This window comes from Burkholderia theae (assembly GCF_048565265.1).
Taxonomy (GTDB): Bacteria; Pseudomonadota; Gammaproteobacteria; order Burkholderiales; family Burkholderiaceae; genus Burkholderia; species Burkholderia theae.
Genome location: NZ_CP183461.1, coordinates 2,658,831 through 2,674,835, shown reverse-complemented (window position 1 = coordinate 2,674,835; position 16,005 = coordinate 2,658,831). Strand labels below are relative to the sequence as shown.

At 63.4% G+C, this 16,005-nt stretch carries 16 protein-coding genes; all 16 read left to right on the top strand.

Going from position 1 to position 16,005, the window contains the following annotated elements; translation table 11 throughout:
- Nucleotides 1-37: 37 nt before the first annotated feature.
- The 16 genes from ACN22W_RS12645 to ACN22W_RS12570 all read left to right on the top strand — a co-directional run bounded on the left by ACN22W_RS12645 (nucleotide 38) and on the right by ACN22W_RS12570 (nucleotide 15,993).
- On the top strand, nucleotides 38-517 hold the full coding sequence (locus tag ACN22W_RS12645) for a NuoB/complex I 20 kDa subunit family protein (protein ID WP_006398799.1): 480 nt from the start codon (nucleotides 38-40) through the stop codon (nucleotides 515-517).
- Nucleotides 518-538: 21 nt separating this feature from the next.
- Entirely contained in the window at nucleotides 539-1,141 is a 603-nt protein-coding gene (locus tag ACN22W_RS12640) for an NADH-quinone oxidoreductase subunit C (RefSeq protein WP_006478264.1), read from the top strand.
- 9 nt (nucleotides 1,142-1,150) lie between these two features.
- A complete protein-coding gene (locus ACN22W_RS12635) occupies nucleotides 1,151-2,404 on the top strand; it encodes an NADH-quinone oxidoreductase subunit D (protein WP_129512607.1) in 1,254 nt (417 codons plus the stop codon).
- 173 nt (nucleotides 2,405-2,577) lie between these two features.
- Complete coding sequence (gene nuoE, locus ACN22W_RS12630) at nucleotides 2,578-3,063, top strand: NADH-quinone oxidoreductase subunit NuoE (RefSeq protein WP_006750460.1); 486 nt, start codon at nucleotides 2,578-2,580, stop codon at nucleotides 3,061-3,063.
- Nucleotides 3,060-4,376 carry an NADH-quinone oxidoreductase subunit NuoF gene (gene nuoF / locus ACN22W_RS12625; RefSeq protein WP_048249360.1) on the top strand — a complete coding sequence of 439 codons (1,317 nt, stop codon included), beginning with the start codon at nucleotides 3,060-3,062 and terminating at the stop codon, nucleotides 4,374-4,376. The genes nuoE and nuoF overlap by 4 nt, the downstream gene beginning before the upstream one ends.
- An 85-nt stretch (nucleotides 4,377-4,461) precedes the next feature.
- Complete coding sequence (gene nuoG / locus ACN22W_RS12620; protein ID WP_419684610.1) at nucleotides 4,462-6,792, top strand: NADH-quinone oxidoreductase subunit NuoG; 2,331 nt, start codon at nucleotides 4,462-4,464, stop codon at nucleotides 6,790-6,792.
- Nucleotides 6,793-7,860, top strand: a complete 1,068-nt coding sequence (gene nuoH, locus ACN22W_RS12615; RefSeq protein ID WP_129512604.1) for an NADH-quinone oxidoreductase subunit NuoH — start codon at nucleotides 6,793-6,795, stop codon at nucleotides 7,858-7,860.
- Between the two features lie 15 nt (nucleotides 7,861-7,875).
- Nucleotides 7,876-8,364, top strand: coding sequence for an NADH-quinone oxidoreductase subunit NuoI (gene nuoI, locus ACN22W_RS12610; RefSeq protein ID WP_014896508.1), 489 nt, complete (start codon nucleotides 7,876-7,878; stop codon nucleotides 8,362-8,364).
- A gap of 102 nt (nucleotides 8,365-8,466) precedes the next feature.
- Nucleotides 8,467-9,117 carry an NADH-quinone oxidoreductase subunit J gene (locus ACN22W_RS12605; protein WP_048249365.1) on the top strand — a complete coding sequence of 217 codons (651 nt, stop codon included), beginning with the start codon at nucleotides 8,467-8,469 and terminating at the stop codon, nucleotides 9,115-9,117.
- 17 nt (nucleotides 9,118-9,134) lie between these two features.
- Nucleotides 9,135-9,440, top strand: coding sequence for an NADH-quinone oxidoreductase subunit NuoK (gene nuoK, locus ACN22W_RS12600; RefSeq protein ID WP_048249367.1), 306 nt, complete (start codon nucleotides 9,135-9,137; stop codon nucleotides 9,438-9,440).
- Between the two features lie 17 nt (nucleotides 9,441-9,457).
- Nucleotides 9,458-11,512: an NADH-quinone oxidoreductase subunit L gene (gene nuoL / locus ACN22W_RS12595; RefSeq protein WP_129512602.1), complete on the top strand. Its 2,055-nt coding sequence runs from the start codon at nucleotides 9,458-9,460 to the stop codon at nucleotides 11,510-11,512.
- Nucleotides 11,513-11,529: 17 nt separating this feature from the next.
- On the top strand, nucleotides 11,530-13,020 hold the full coding sequence (locus ACN22W_RS12590) for an NADH-quinone oxidoreductase subunit M (RefSeq protein ID WP_129512601.1): 1,491 nt from the start codon (nucleotides 11,530-11,532) through the stop codon (nucleotides 13,018-13,020).
- Nucleotides 13,021-13,056: 36 nt separating this feature from the next.
- Entirely contained in the window at nucleotides 13,057-14,511 is a 1,455-nt protein-coding gene (gene nuoN, locus ACN22W_RS12585; RefSeq protein WP_193099487.1) for an NADH-quinone oxidoreductase subunit NuoN, read from the top strand.
- A complete protein-coding gene (locus tag ACN22W_RS12580) occupies nucleotides 14,511-14,807 on the top strand; it encodes a DUF2818 family protein (protein ID WP_034184896.1) in 297 nt (98 codons plus the stop codon). Before nuoN ends, ACN22W_RS12580 begins: the two co-directional genes overlap by 1 nt.
- A 36-nt stretch (nucleotides 14,808-14,843) precedes the next feature.
- On the top strand, nucleotides 14,844-15,434 hold the full coding sequence (locus ACN22W_RS12575; protein ID WP_048249375.1) for an NUDIX domain-containing protein: 591 nt from the start codon (nucleotides 14,844-14,846) through the stop codon (nucleotides 15,432-15,434).
- Between the two features lie 136 nt (nucleotides 15,435-15,570).
- Nucleotides 15,571-15,993: a DUF1178 family protein gene (locus ACN22W_RS12570; protein WP_006478278.1), complete on the top strand. Its 423-nt coding sequence runs from the start codon at nucleotides 15,571-15,573 to the stop codon at nucleotides 15,991-15,993.
- Nucleotides 15,994-16,005 lie beyond the last annotated feature (12 nt).

Genomic DNA, 16,005 nt, shown 5'->3' with positions numbered 1-16,005 from the left:
CGGCCACGCTCGGTCGCTCGTCTGGAGTGGAAAGCAAATGAGTATCGAAGGGGTCTTGAAGGAAGGGTTTGTCACCACGACGGCTGACAAGCTGATCAACTGGACGCGTACCGGCTCGCTGTGGCCGATGACGTTCGGGCTCGCGTGTTGCGCCGTCGAGATGATGCATGCGGGCGCGGCCCGTTACGATCTGGACCGGTTCGGCGTCGTGTTTCGTCCGAGCCCGCGTCAATCGGACGTGATGATCGTTGCCGGCACGCTCTGCAACAAGATGGCACCCGCACTGCGCCGCGTGTACGACCAGATGGCCGAGCCGCGCTGGGTGATCTCGATGGGGTCGTGCGCGAATGGCGGCGGCTACTACCACTACTCGTATTCGGTGGTCCGCGGCTGCGACCGGATCGTGCCGGTCGACGTCTACGTGCCGGGCTGCCCGCCCACGGCCGAGGCGCTGGTCTACGGCGTGATCCAGCTTCAGGCGAAGATCCGCCGCACCAATACCATCGCCCGTCAATAAAGCCCCGAGCGTCCCCTCAATATGGCAAGCAAAATCGAGACTCTCAAGGCAAACCTCGAAGCCGCGCTCGGCGCGCGCGTGGTGAGCCTTACCGAAGCGATCGGTGAACTGACGCTCGTTGTGAAGGCGAGCGATTACCTCGAAGTCGCAAAGACGCTTCGCGACGATCCGAAGCTCCGTTTCGAGCAGCTGATCGATCTCTGCGGCGTCGACTACCAGACCTTCGGCGACGGCGCCTACGACGGCCCGCGCTTCGCGGCCGTGTCGCACCTGCTGTCGGTCACGAACAACTGGCGCCTGCGCCTGCGTGCATTCGCGCCGGACGACGACCTGCCGATCGTGGCATCGCTGGTCGACATCTGGACCTCCGCGAACTGGTACGAGCGCGAAGCGTTCGACCTGTACGGCATCGTGTTCGAAGGCCACCCCGACCTGCGCCGCATCCTCACCGACTACGGCTTCATCGGCCACCCGTTCCGCAAGGACTTCCCGGTGTCGGGTTACGTCGAAATGCGTTACGACCCGGAAGAGAAGCGGGTCGTGTACCAGCCGGTGACGATCGAGCCGCGCGAAATCACGCCGCGCGTGATCCGCGAGGATCGCTATGGCGGTCTGAAACATTAAGGGGGCGTCATGGCAGAAATCAAGAACTACACGCTCAACTTCGGCCCGCAGCACCCGGCAGCGCACGGCGTGCTGCGCCTGGTGCTCGAGCTCGACGGCGAAGTCATCCAGCGCGCCGATCCGCACATCGGCCTGCTGCACCGCGCGACCGAAAAGCTCGCGGAATCCAAGACCTTCATCCAGTCCGTGCCGTACATGGACCGTCTCGACTACGTGTCGATGATGGTCAACGAGCACGGTTATGTGCTCGCGATCGAAAAGCTGCTCGGCATCGACGTGCCGGAGCGTGCGCAGTACATCCGCGTGCTGTTCGATGAGATCACGCGCGTGCTGAACCACCTGATGTGGATCGGCGCACACGCACTCGACGTCGGCGCGATGGCCGTGTTCCTGTACGCTTTCCGCGAACGCGAAGACCTGATGGACGTGTACGAAGCGGTGTCCGGCGCCCGGATGCACGCGGCGTACTACCGTCCGGGCGGCGTCTACCGCGATCTGCCTGACGCAATGCCGCAATACAAGGCGTCGAAGATTCGCAACGAGAAGGCGCTCGCGAAGATGAACGAATCGCGCAGCGGCTCGGTGCTCGACTTCATCGACGACTTCTTCACGCGCTTCCCGAAGTGCGTCGACGAATACGAAACGCTGCTGACCGACAACCGGATCTGGAAACAGCGTCTGGTCGGGATCGGCGTGGTCAGCCCGGAACGCGCGCTGCAGATGGGCCTGACGGGCCCGATGCTGCGCGGCTCGGGCATCGCGTGGGATCTGCGCAAGAAGCAGCCGTACGAAGTGTACGATCGCATGGATTTCGACGTGCCGGTCGGCGTGAACGGCGATTGCTACGACCGCTATCTGGTCCGCGTCGAGGAAATGCGCCAGTCGATCCGCATCGCGAAACAGTGTATTGAGTGGCTCCGAAAGAATCCGGGCCCGGTGATGACGGACAATCACAAGGTTGCACCGCCGTCGCGCGTCGGCATGAAGACCAACATGGAAGACTTGATTCACCACTTCAAGCTCTTCACCGAAGGTTTCCATGTGCCGGAAGGCGAAGCGTACGCGGCGGTCGAGCATCCGAAGGGTGAGTTCGGCATCTACCTCGTGTCCGATGGTGCCAACAAGCCGTATCGCCTCAAGATTCGCGCACCGGGTTTCGCTCACCTGGCGTCGCTCGACGAAATGGCGCGCGGTCACATGATCGCCGACGCCGTCACGATCATCGGTACGCAGGACATCGTGTTCGGCGAGATCGATCGCTAATAGGTTGCGCCGCCCGCACGAGCGGGCGGCGAGCAGTAAGTCACACGCGATGCGCGCTGAACCGGTGCGGCTTCGCAAGCTGTCAACAGAGTGAGCGCCAGGTCTGCCGTCCATGCACCCCAGTGTGCGGCAGGTTGTTCGTTCGGTAGGAATTGAAAGAGTCGTGTCTGAAAATGATCTCAGCTGAAGGCCTGAAGGAAATCGATCGAGCGTTGACGAAGTATCCCGCCGATCAGAAACAGTCCGCCGTGATGTCGGCGTTGGCCGTTGCTCAGGAAGAGCACGGCTGGCTGTCGCCCGAACTGATGCAGTTCGTTGCGGACTATCTCGGCATGCCGGCCGTTGCCGTGCAGGAAGTCGCGACGTTCTACACGATGTACGAGCTCAACCCGGTCGGCAAGCACAAGATCACGCTTTGCACGAACCTGCCGTGCCAGCTGGGTCCGGACGGCGGCGCGGAAGCGACTGCCGACTACCTGAAACAGAAGCTGGGCATCGGCTTCGGCGAGACCACGCCCGATGGCAAGTTCACGCTGAAGGAAGGCGAATGCATGGGCTCGTGCGGCGATGCGCCGGTGCTGCTGGTGAACAATCACAGAATGTGCAGCTTCATGAGCCGCGAGAAGATCGACCAGCTGCTTGAGGAGCTCTCGAAATGACGTCCCTCCACGACCGTCACATCAAACCGCTGATCCTCGCTGGTCTGAACGGCGAGAACTGGCATCTCGAAGACTACGTTGCGCGCGGTGGCTACAAGCAGCTGCGCCGCATTCTCGAAGAAAAGATCACGCCCGAGCAGGTGATCGCCGACGTGAAGGCGTCGGGCCTGCGTGGCCGTGGCGGTGCGGGCTTCCCGACCGGCCTGAAGTGGAGCTTCATGCCGCGCCAGTTCCCGGGGCAGAAGTACCTCGTCTGCAACTCGGACGAAGGCGAGCCGGGCACGTTCAAGGATCGCGACATCCTGCGCTGGAACCCGCACGCGCTGATCGAAGGCATGGCCATCGGCGCATACGCGATGGGCATCACCGTCGGCTACAACTACATCCACGGCGAAATCTTCGAAGTGTATCGACGCTTCGAGGCCGCGCTCGATGAAGCACGCGCAGCCGGGTTCCTCGGCGACAACATCATGGGCTCGGAATTCTCGTTCCAGCTGCACGCGCACCATGGTTACGGCGCGTACATCTGCGGCGAGGAAACGGCGCTGCTCGAGTCGCTCGAAGGCAAGAAGGGCCAGCCGCGCTTCAAGCCGCCGTTCCCGGCGAGCTTCGGCGTGTACGGCAAGCCGACCACGATCAACAACACTGAGACGTTTGCCGCGGTGCCGTTCCTGCTGTCCATCGGGCCGCAGAATTACCTCGAGATCGGCAAGCCGAACAACGGCGGCACGAAGATTTTCTCGGTGTCGGGCGACGTCGAGCGTCCGGGCAACTACGAAGTGCCGCTCGGCACGCCGTTCGCGACGCTGATGGAGCTCGCCGGCGGGATGCGCGGCGGCAAGAAGATCAAGGCCGTGATTCCGGGCGGTTCGTCGGCACCGGTGATCCCGGGCGACATCATGATGCAGACCGATCTCGATTACGACGCGATCGCGAAGGCGGGCTCGATGCTCGGTTCCGGCGCGGTGATCGTGATGGACGAGACGCGCTGCATGGTGCGCTCGCTGCTGCGCCTGTCGTACTTCTACTACGAGGAATCGTGCGGCCAGTGCACGCCGTGCCGTGAAGGCACCGGCTGGCTGTATCGCGTCGTGAACCGTATCGAGCACGGCGAAGGCCGTCAGGAAGATCTGGACCTGCTGAACTCGGTTGCCGAGAACATCATGGGCCGCACGATCTGTGCGCTCGGCGATGCGGCGGCGATGCCGGTGCGCGGGATGCTCAAGCACTACTGGGACGAATTCGCGTACCACGTCGAGCACAAGCACTGCATGGTCGGCGGCCACGCGCCGCATGTGGCTGCGGCAGCCTGAAGCGAAACACCCGGTTGCGGAATTTGAGCGCACGGTCGGGCGAACGCGCGAACGAGCGGAAATAGGTTAAGGACCATTCACCATCATGGTTGAACTTGAAATAGACGGCAAGAAGGTCGAGGTGCCCGAAGGCAGCATGGTGATCCAGGCTGCGCACAAGGCGGATACGTACATTCCTCACTTCTGCTATCACAAGAAACTGTCGGTTGCGGCCAACTGCCGGATGTGTCTCGTCGAAGTCGAGAAGATGCCGAAGGCCGTGCCTGCCTGCGCGACCCCCGTGTCGGCCGGCATGATCGTCCACACGCAGTCCGACAAGGCTGTGAAGGCGCAGCAGTCGGTGATGGAATTCCTCCTCATCAATCACCCGCTCGATTGCCCGATCTGCGATCAGGGCGGCGAATGCCAGCTGCAGGATCTGGCGGTCGGCTACGGCAAGTCGTCGTCGCGCTACGCGGAAGAGAAGCGCGTGGTGTTCCACAAGAACGTGGGCCCGCTGATCTCGATGGAAGAAATGTCGCGCTGCATTCACTGCACGCGCTGCGTCCGCTTCGGCCAGGAAATCGCCGGCGTGATGGAGTTCGGCATGCTGGGCCGCGGCGAGCACTCGGAAATCACGACGTTCGTCGGCAAGACGGTCGACTCCGAAATGTCGGGCAACATGATCGACCTGTGCCCGGTCGGCGCGCTGACCAGCAAGCCGTTCCGCTACAGCGCCCGTACCTGGGAACTGTCGCGCCGCAAGTCGGTGAGCCCGCACGATTCCGTCGGCGCGAACCTCGTCGTGCAGGTGAAGAACAACCGCGTGATGCGCGTGCTGCCGTTCGAGAACGAAGCCATCAACGAATGCTGGATCTCGGACAAGGACCGCTTCTCGTATGAAGGCCTCAACAGCGAAGAGCGCCTGACGAAGCCGATGCTGAAGCAGGGCGGCCAGTGGATCGAGACCGACTGGCAGACCGCGCTCGAATACGTCGCGAAGGGCCTGAAGGGCATCGCCGCGGATCACGGCGCGAACGCGCTGGCGATGCTCGCGAGCGCGCACAGCACCGCTGAAGAGCTGTTCCTCGTGAAGCAGCTCGCCAACGAACTGAAGACGCCGAACGTCGATTTCCGTCTGCGTCAGCAGGATTTCTCGGCGCCGGTCCAGGGCGCACCGTGGCTCGGCATGCCGATCGCCGACCTGTCGAACGTGGACGCCGCGTTCGTCATCGGTTCGTTCCTGCGCCGCGACCACCCGCTGTTCGCCGCCCGCCTGCGCCAGGCCGCGAAGAATGGTGCGAAGCTGCACTTCCTGCACGCGACCGGTGACGACGCACTGATCCCGACCGCGCAGCGCATCGTCGCCGCGCCGTCGGCATGGCTCGACGAACTGGCCGGCATCGCCGCAGCCGTCGCGCAACTGCGCGGCGTCGCGCTGCCCGACACGCTCGCGGGCGTCACCGCATCGCCGGCTGCACAGACGGTCGCTCAAGCGCTCGCAAACGGCGAACGCCGCGCGGTGCTGCTCGGCAACGTCGCGGTCCGCCATCCGGAATTCGCGAAGCTGCACGCTGTCGCGCAGTGGATCGCCGACAACACCGGCGCCACGTTCGGCTTCCTGACGGAAGCGGCGAACACGGTCGGTGCGCACGTCGTCGGCGCGCTGCCGGGCGACGGCGGCCTGAATGCACGCGAAGCGTTCGCGCAGCCGCGCAAGGGCTACGTGCTGCTGAACATCGAACCGGAATTCGATACGGCCGATCCGGCGCAGGCGCTTGCCGCGCTGAACCAGGCGGAAATGGTCGTCGTGATGTCGCCGTTCAAGCACGGCCTCGACTACGCCGACGTGCTGCTGCCGGTTGCACCGTTCACGGAAACGGCCGGCACGTTCGTCAACGCGGAAGGCACCGTGCAGAGCTTCAACGGCGTCGTGCGCCCGCTCGGCGACACGCGTCCGGCCTGGAAGGTGCTGCGCGTGCTCGGCAGCCTGCTCGGCCTGCCGAACTTCGAATACGAGACGGCGGAAGAAGTGCGTCTCGCGGCGCTCGGCGACGCAGGGGTTGCCGGCCGTCTGTCGAACCAGACATCGGTCGCGCCGGCGCGTGCCGCAGCGAATGCCGCGAACGGCGGCTTCGAGCGCCTCGCCGATGTGCCGATCTATCACGCCGACGCGCTCGTGCGCCGCGCAGGTGCACTGCACCTGACGGTCGCCGCGAAGGCAGCGAATGCCGCAGCCCTGCCGGCCGCGTTGTTCGACAAGCTGGGCTTGAAGGAAGGCGACGCCGTGCGCGTGCGCCAGGGCGAGCGTGCGGTGCAGTTGCCGGCCGTGCGCGACGCGAATCTTGCGGAGACGGTCGTTCGCGTGTCGGCGGCAACGCCTGCCGGCGCAGCGCTCGGCAGCCTGTCCGGTGAACTGGTGGTGGAGAAGGCGTAAATGAGCTTGTTCGATACGATCAACGCGGGCGGATCCCAGCTTCTCGGCTTCGCGTGGCCGACGGTGTGGGCAATCGTGCGCATCCTCGTCGTCTCCGTCGTCATCCTGCTGTGCGTCGCGTACCTGATTCTGTGGGAACGCAAGCTGATCGGCTGGATGCACGTGCGTCTCGGTCCGAACCGCGTCGGCCCCGGCGGCCTGCTGCAGCCGATCGCCGACGTGCTGAAGCTGCTGCTGAAGGAAGTCATTCAGCCGAGCGCGGCCAGCCGGTGGCTGTACCTGATCGCGCCGGTCATGACCGTCGTGCCGGCGTTCGCGGTGTGGGCCGTGATCCCGTTCCAGGCCGAAGCTGTCCTCGCGAACGTGAACGCGGGCCTGCTGTACGCGATGGCGATCTCGTCGATCGGCGTGTACGCGGTGATTCTCGCGGGCTGGGCATCGAACTCGAAGTACGCGTTCCTCGGCGCGATGCGCGCCGCGGCGCAGATGGTTTCGTACGAAATCTCGATGGGCTTCGCGCTGGTGCTGGTGCTGATGACGGCCGGCAGCCTGAACCTGTCGGAAATCGTCGGTTCGCAGCAGCACGGCTTCTTCGCGGGCCACGGCGTGAACTTCCTGTCGTGGAACTGGCTGCCGCTGCTGCCGGCGTTCGTCGTCTACTTCATCTCGGGCATCGCCGAAACGAACCGTCACCCGTTCGACGTGGTGGAAGGGGAGTCGGAGATCGTCGCGGGTCACATGATCGATTACTCGGGCATGGCGTTCGCGCTGTTCTTCCTCGCCGAGTACATCAACATGATCGTGATCTCGGCGCTGGCTGCGACGCTGTTCCTCGGCGGCTGGGATGCACCGTTCGAGTTCCTGTCGTTCATTCCGGGCATCTTCTGGCTGGTGCTGAAGGTCTTCGCACTGCTGTCGGTGTTCATCTGGGTCCGTGCGACGTTCCCGCGTTACCGTTACGACCAGATCATGCGCCTGGGCTGGAAGGTGTTCCTGCCCGTCACGGTGATCTGGGTGATCGTGGTCGGCTTCTGGATGATGTCGCCGCTCAACATCTGGGTGAAGTAAAGATCGGACGAAATCATGACGGCTATCCAACACTTCTTTAAGACCTTCTTCCTGACCGAGCTGCTGAAAGGGCTCGCGCTGACCGGTCGTTACACGTTCAAGCGCAAGGTCACCGTGCAGTTCCCGGAAGAGAAGACGCCGATCTCGCCGCGCTTCCGCGGGCTGCACGCGCTGCGCCGCTACGAGAACGGCGAAGAGCGCTGCATCGCGTGCAAGCTGTGCGAGGCCGTGTGCCCCGCCATGGCGATCACGATCGAATCGGAAACGCGCGCGGACAACACGCGCCGCACGACGCGCTACGACATCGACCTGACGAAGTGCATCTTCTGCGGTTTCTGCGAAGAGAGCTGCCCGGTCGATTCGATCGTCGAGACGCAGATTCTCGAGTACCACGGCGAAAAGCGCGGCGACCTGTATTTCACGAAGGAAATGCTGCTCGCGGTGGGCGATCGCTACGAGAAGGACATCGCTGCGGCAAAGGCTGCCGACGCGCCGTATCGTTGATTGTGTTTGCAGTGCCGGCCCGAAGCACGGGCCAGCCGCCGCGACGGGTGCGGGCGTCCCGCAAGCCGCGCCTGACTATGGCCTAACGATGAACCGGTAATCATGGAATTCACGACCGTACTGTTCTACATCTTCGCGCTGCTCCTGGTGGTATCAGGGCTGAAGGTGATCACTTCGCGCAACCCGGTGGCGTCTGCGCTTTTCCTTGTGCTGGCGTTCTTCAATGCCGCCGCGATCTGGATGCTGCTGGAAGCGGAGTTCCTCGCGATCCTGCTGGTGCTGGTGTACGTGGGCGCCGTGATGGTGCTGTTCCTGTTCGTCGTGATGATGCTGGACATCAACATCGACTACCTGCGTCGCGACTTCAAGCGCTTCGTGCCGATGGCGACCGTGGTCGGCGCGATCATCGTGATCGAGACCGCGCTGATCCTGTGGCGCGGCTACGGCGACACGCACACCGTGCACGCGATGGCGACGGGCGAAATGGCCAACTGGTCGAACACGCGACTGATCGGCAAGGTGATCTACACCGACTACATCTTCGCGTTCGAAATCGCCGGCCTCGTGCTGCTGGTCGCGATCATTGCCGCGATCGGGCTGACCGAGCGCAAGGGCAAGGACAGCAAGCGCCAGCGTGTGTCGGATCAGGTCAAGGTGCGCCGCGACGACCGCGTGCGCCTCGTGAAGATGGACGCCGAGAAGCCGGAGCCGGAAGCGGCGCAGAGCGAAGCCGGTTCGGGCAACAACGGCTAAGCGGAGAAAAGAAAACCATGTTGACTCTTGCTCATTACCTCGTGCTCGGCGCGATTCTGTTCGCGATCAGCATCGTCGGGATTTTCCTGAACCGCCGCAACATCATCATCATCCTGATGGCGATCGAACTGATGCTGCTGGCGGTGAACACCAACTTCGTCGCGTTCTCGCACTATCTCGGCGATATACACGGCCAGATCTTCGTGTTCTTCGTGCTGACTGTCGCCGCAGCGGAAGCCGCGATCGGTCTCGCGATTCTGGTGACCCTGTTCCGCAAGCTCGACACGATCAATGTCGAGGATCTCGATCAGCTCAAAGGTTAATCTCAGGCTACGCTGTTATGTCAACGACACTCAATGAAAACCTGCTGCTGGCGATTCCGCTCGCTCCGCTGGCCGGCTCGCTGATTGCGGGGCTGTTCGGGAACGCAGTCGGGCGCAAGGGCGCACACCGGATCACGATCCTCGGCGTGATGATCGCGTTCCTCCTGTCGGCGAAAGTCTTCCTCGACGTGATGGGCGGCGCGAGCTTCAACGCGACCGTCTACGAATGGATGAACGTCGGCTCGCTGAAGCTCGAAGTCGGCTTCCTCGTCGATTCGCTGACCGCGATGATGATGGTCGTCGTGACCTTCGTCTCGCTGATGGTGCACATCTACACGATCGGCTACATGGCGGAAGAAGACGGCTACCAGCGCTTCTTCTCGTACATCTCGCTGTTCACGTTCTCGATGCTGATGCTCGTGATGAGCAACAACTTCCTGCAGCTGTTCTTCGGCTGGGAAGCGGTGGGTCTGGTGTCGTACCTGCTGATCGGCTTCTACTTCACGCGTGAGAGCGCGATCTACGCGAACATGAAGGCGTTCCTCGTGAACCGCGTGGGCGACTTCGGCTTCCTGCTCGGCATCGGCCTGCTGCTCGCGTTCGCCGGCTCGATGAACTACGGCGAAGTGTTCGCGAAGCGCGCCGAGCTCGCGAGCCTGCACTTCCCGGGCACCGACTGGGGCCTGCTGACCGCCGCCTGTATCTGCCTGTTCATCGGCGCGATGGGTAAATCGGCTCAGTTCCCGCTGCACGTGTGGCTGCCGGACTCGATGGAAGGCCCGACCCCGATCTCGGCGCTGATTCACGCGGCGACGATGGTGACGGCCGGCATCTTCATGGTGGCGCGCATGTCGCCGCTGTTCGAGCTGTCGGACACCGCGCTGTCGTTCATCATGGTGATCGGCGCGATCACGGCGCTGTTCATGGGCTTCCTCGGCATCATCCAGAACGACATCAAGCGGGTGGTCGCGTATTCGACGCTGTCGCAGCTCGGCTACATGACCGTCGCGCTCGGCGTGTCCGCTTACCCGGTCGCGTTGTTCCACCTGATGACGCACGCGTTCTTCAAGGCGCTGCTGTTCCTCGGCGCGGGCTCGGTGATCATGGGCATGCACCACGACCAGGACATCCGCAACATGGGCGGCCTGCGCAAGTACATGCCGATCACGTGGATCACGTCGCTCGTCGGCTCGCTCGCGCTGATCGGTACGCCGTTCTTCTCGGGCTTCTACTCGAAGGACTCGATCATCGACGCGGTGAAGCTGTCGCACCTGCCGGGTTCGGGCTTCGCGTACTTCGCGGTCGTCGCGAGCGTGTTCGTCACGGCGCTGTACTCGTTCCGCATGTACTTCCTGGTGTTCCACGGCGAAGAGCGTTTCCGCAAGCCGAAGCATCCGGAATCGCCGATGGGCATGGCGGCCGCGCACGGCCACGACGACCACGGCCATGGCCACGGTCATGACGACCACGCGCACGAGCCGCACGAGACCCCGTGGGTCGTGTGGGTGCCGCTCGTCCTGCTGGCGATCCCGTCGGTGATCATCGGTGCGATCGCGGTCGGCCCGATGCTGTTCGGCGACTTCTTCGCGCACGGCGTGGCGTTCGACAAGGTGATCTTCATCGGCGAAAACCATCCGGCACTGGCCGAGATGGCCGAGGAGTTCCACGGCTGGGTGGGCATGGGCCTGCACTCGGTGTCGGGCCTGCCGGTCTGGCTCGCGCTCGCCGGTGTCGTCGTCGCATGGTTCCTGTACCTGAAGCGTCCGGAGCTGCCGGCGTCGATCCGCCGCGCGTTCGGCCCGATCTACACGCTGCTCGACAACAAGTACTACATGGACAAGATCAACGAGGTGGTGTTCGCCCGCGGTTCGGTGGCGATCGGCCGCGGCCTGTGGAAGGAGGGTGACGTCGTGGTGATCGACGGCCTCGTCAACGGCAGCGCGCGGTTCATCGGCTGGTTCGCCAGCGTGATCCGCTTCCTCCAATCCGGTTACATCTATCACTACGCGTTCGCCATGATCATCGGCATGCTGGGGCTCCTGACCCTGTTTGTAACGCTCGGCGGCAAATAAGGCGGGGGGACAACTTAATGCACGCTTTTCCGATTCTGAGTACCGCGATCTGGCTGCCGATCGTTTTCGGCCTCCTCGTGCTTGCGGTGGGTAACGACAAAAATCCGGGGACGGCCCGCTGGGTCGCGCTGATCGGTTCGCTGCTCGGCCTCGCGGTCACGATTCCGCTGATCACGGGCTTCGATTCGAGCACGGCCGCGCTGCAGTTCGTCGAGAAGTCGACCTGGATCGAACGCTTCGACATCTCGTATCACCTCGGGGTCGACGGCATCTCGATGTGGTTCGTCGTGCTGACCGCGCTGATCACGGTGATCGTCGTGATCTCCGCGTGGGAAGTGATCACCGAGAACGTCGCGCAGTACCTCGCGGCTTTCCTGATCCTGTCCGGGATCATGATCGGTGTGTTCTCGGCGGCCGACGGCCTGCTGTTCTACGTGTTCTTCGAGGCGACCCTGATCCCGATGTACATCATCATCGGCGTGTGGGGCGGCCCGAACCGCGTGTATGCGGCATTCAAGTTCTTCCTGTACACGCTGGCCGGCTCGCTGCTGATGCTGGTCGCACTGATCTACCTGTACACGGAAACGCATTCGTTCGACCTGGCGACGTGGCAGAACGCGAAGATCGCGATGACGCCGCAGATCCTGCTGTTCATAGCGTTCTTCCTTGCGTTCGCGGTGAAGGTGCCGATGTGGCCGGTGCACACCTGGCTGCCGGACGCGCACGTGGAAGCGCCGACGGGCGGCTCGGTCGTGCTGGCCGCGATCATGCTGAAGCTCGGCGCGTACGGTTTCCTGCGCTTCTCGCTGCCGATCACGCCTGACGCGAGCCATTTCCTGGCCCCCGTCGTGATCACGCTGTCGCTGATCGCGGTGATCTACATCGGCCTCGTCGCGATGGTGCAGGCCGACATGAAGAAGCTGGTCGCGTATTCGTCGATCGCGCACATGGGCTTCGTCACGCTCGGCTTCTTCATCTTCAACCAGCTCGGCGTCGAAGGCGCGATCATCCAGATGATTTCGCACGGCTTCGTGTCGGGCGCGATGTTCCTTTGCATCGGCGTGCTGTACGACCGCGTGCACTCGCGCCAGATCGCCGACTACGGCGGCGTCGTCAACGTGATGCCGAAGTTCGCGGCGTTCGCGATGCTGTTCTCGATGGCCAACTGCGGCCTGCCGGGTACCTCGGGTTTCGTCGGCGAGTTCATGGTGATTCTCGCGGCCGTCCAGTACAACTTCTGGATTGCATTCGGCGCGGCGTTCACGCTGATCCTCGGCGCGGCCTATACGCTGTGGATGTACAAGCGCGTGTACTTCGGCGCGGTCGCGAACGATCACGTCGCCAAGCTGAAGGATATCGGCCGTCGCGAATTCGTGATGCTGGCCGTACTTGCCGCGTTCACGCTGCTGATGGGCCTGTATCCGAAGCCTTTCACCGACGTGATGCACGTTTCCGTGGAAAACCTCCTCTCCCATGTCGCGCAGTCCAAGCTGCCGCTGGCGCAGTAATCGCGAGCGGAGGAACTCAAGATCATGAACGCTCCTATGAATGTCCTGTTGCCTGACGCGCTGGTGATGGCTGCCATCGTCGTCGCATGGCTGAACGACACCTTTACCGGTGCCTCAGGCCGCCGCCTGACCTATCTGATCGCGGTCGTATCGTCGGTCGTCGCCGGCGTGTGGTTCGCCGTGCAGGCGCTCGACCCGCAGCAGTACTACTTCTTCTCGAAGATGATCGTCGTCGACTCGTTCGCGAGCATGATGAAGGCGGTCGTGTCGTTCGGTTTTGCGGTCTCGCTCGTTTATTCGCGCAAGTACCTCGAAGATCGCGACATGTTCCGCGGCGACGTGTTCCTGCTCGGCATGTTCTCGCTGCTCGGGCAGCTGGTCATGGTGTCGGGCAACAACTTCCTGACGCTGTACCTCGGTCTCGAACTGATGTCGCTGTCGCTGTATGCGGTCATCGCGCTGCGCCGCGACGCCGCGCAGTCGAGCGAAGCCGCGATGAAGTACTACGTGCTGGGCGCGCTCGCGTCGGGCTTCGTGCTGTACGGCATCTCGATGCTCTACGGTGCGACCGGCTCGCTGGAGCTGGGCGAGGTGTACAAGGCGGTCGGCGGCAACACCGACGCAGCCGTGCTGATGTTCGGCGTGATCTTCATCGTCGCCGGTATCGCGTTCAAGCTCGGCGCCGTGCCGTTCCACATGTGGGTGCCGGACGTCTACCAGGGCGCACCGACCGCGATGACGCTGTTCGTCGGCGGCGGCCCGAAGGTTGCCGCGTTCGCGTGGGGCCTGCGCTTCCTGGTGATGGGCCTGCTGCCGCTCGCACAGAACTGGCAGACCGCGCTCGTGATCCTCGCCGCGCTGTCGCTGATCGTCGGCAACATCACGGGTATCGTCCAGCGCAACATCAAGCGGATGCTCGCGTATTCGGCGATCTCGAACATGGGCTTCGTGCTGCTCGGCCTGCTCGCGGGCATCGTGAAGGGCGACGCGGCGGCACCGGCGAACGCATACAGCTCGGCGATGTTCTACGCGATCGTCTACCTGATCACGACGCTCGGCTCGTTCGGCGTGGTGATGCTGCTCGCGCGCCGCGATTTCGAAGCCGAAACGATCGACGACTTCAAGGGCCTCAACAAGCGCAGCCCGGTGTTCGCGTTCGTGATGATGGTCATGATGTTCTCGCTGGCAGGCATCCCGCCGACCGTCGGCTTCTACGCGAAGCTTGCCGTGCTCGAGGCGACCGTCAACGCGGGTCTCACGTGGCTGGCCGTGCTGGCCGTGATCACGTCGCTGTTCGGCGCGTTCTACTACCTGCGTATCGTGAAGCTGATGTACTTCGATGCGCCGCAGGATTCGACGCCGATCTCGGGCGATTTCTGCAAGCGCACGATCCTCGTGCTGAACGGCCTTGCGGTCGTCGTGCTCGGCCTGATTCCGAGCCCGCTGCTGACGGCCTGCCTGCAGGCAATCCGTCACACGCTGCCGCTGTAATGTCGGCAGCCGGCTGGTTTATCGTGCTGTTGGCGCTCGTGTGCGCCAACCTGCCGTTCCTGAACCAACGCCTCTTCGCCGTCGTGCCGTTCGGCGCGGCGAAGAAGAGCGCGTGGGTGCGGATCGGCGAGCTGATCGTGCTGTATTTCGTCGTCGGTGCGCTCGGCTTCTGGCTTGAGTCGCGCGCCGGCAACCGCTTCGAACAGGGCTGGCAGTTTTACGCGATCACGTTCAGTCTTTTCATCGTGTTCGCGTTTCCCGGCTTCACGTTCCAGTATCTCGTCAAACGACGCTGACGGCTCCGGCCGTCGCGCTCAATCTTGGAGCCGCCGATGGCCGAACTACCCAATCACGACGCCGCACTGACCGAAACCTGCCTCGAGAGCGAGGCGATCTTCGACGGCGCGTTCCTCAAGCTCAAGCGCGACACCGTCCGCCTGCCGGACGGCAAAAAGGCCCTGCGCGAATACGTGCAGCACCCGGGCGCGGTGATGGTGATCCCGCTGTTCGACGACGGCCGCGTGCTGATGGAAAGCCAGTTTCGCTACCCGATCGGCAAGGTGATGGCCGAATTTCCGGCCGGCAAGCTCGACCCGAACGAAGGCGCGCTCGCGTGCGCGGTGCGCGAACTGCGCGAGGAAACGGGTTACACGGCACGCGAATACGTGTTCCTGGCCCGCATTCACCCGATCATTTCCTATTCGACCGAATTCATCGACCTGTACCTTGCGCGCGGGCTGACCGCGGGCGAGCGCAAGCTCGACGAAGGCGAATTCCTCGAAACCTTCACCGCGACGCAAGCCGACCTGCAGGAATGGGTGCGCACGGGGCAGATCTCCGACGTGAAGACGATCATCGGCACGATGTGGCTCGACAAGGTGCTGTCCGGCACCTGGCCGCTCGGCCCGGTCCTGACGCCCTGAGCCCGGCGTCAGCGGCGGGTGGGGCGCCGCGTTACAATCCGGTGACGCGGCGCTTCCGCGTCGCGCGATCGGGATTTAGCACGATCGTTCACAAAACCTGTTTTTGCGCTACACTCGCCACACGCCCTGATTCAGCATGAAGGTCCTCGATTTACAGTGCCCGCACGGTCATCGGTTCGAAGGCTGGTTCGCTTCCGCCGATGAATTCGAAGCGCAGTTGTCCCGCAAGCTGGTCGAATGTCCGGTGTGCGGGACGACCGAGGTCAATCGTCTGCCGTCGGCGCCGCGCCTGAACCTGTCGGGCGCGACGCAGGCACAGCCGGCCGATCCGCGTGCGCTGCAGGCGCAGGTGATGCGCGCGCTGCGCGAGGTGCTGGAGAAGACCGAGAACGTGGGCGAGCGCTTCGCCGAGGAAGCGCGGCGCATCCATTACAACGAGGCGCCGGCACGCAGCATCCGTGGCGTCACCACGCCGGAAGATGCGCAATCCTTGGTCGAAGAAGGCATCGACGTGATGCCGCTGCCGATTCCCGCCGCGCTGAAAGAACCGCTGCAATGACGTACGCAGTGG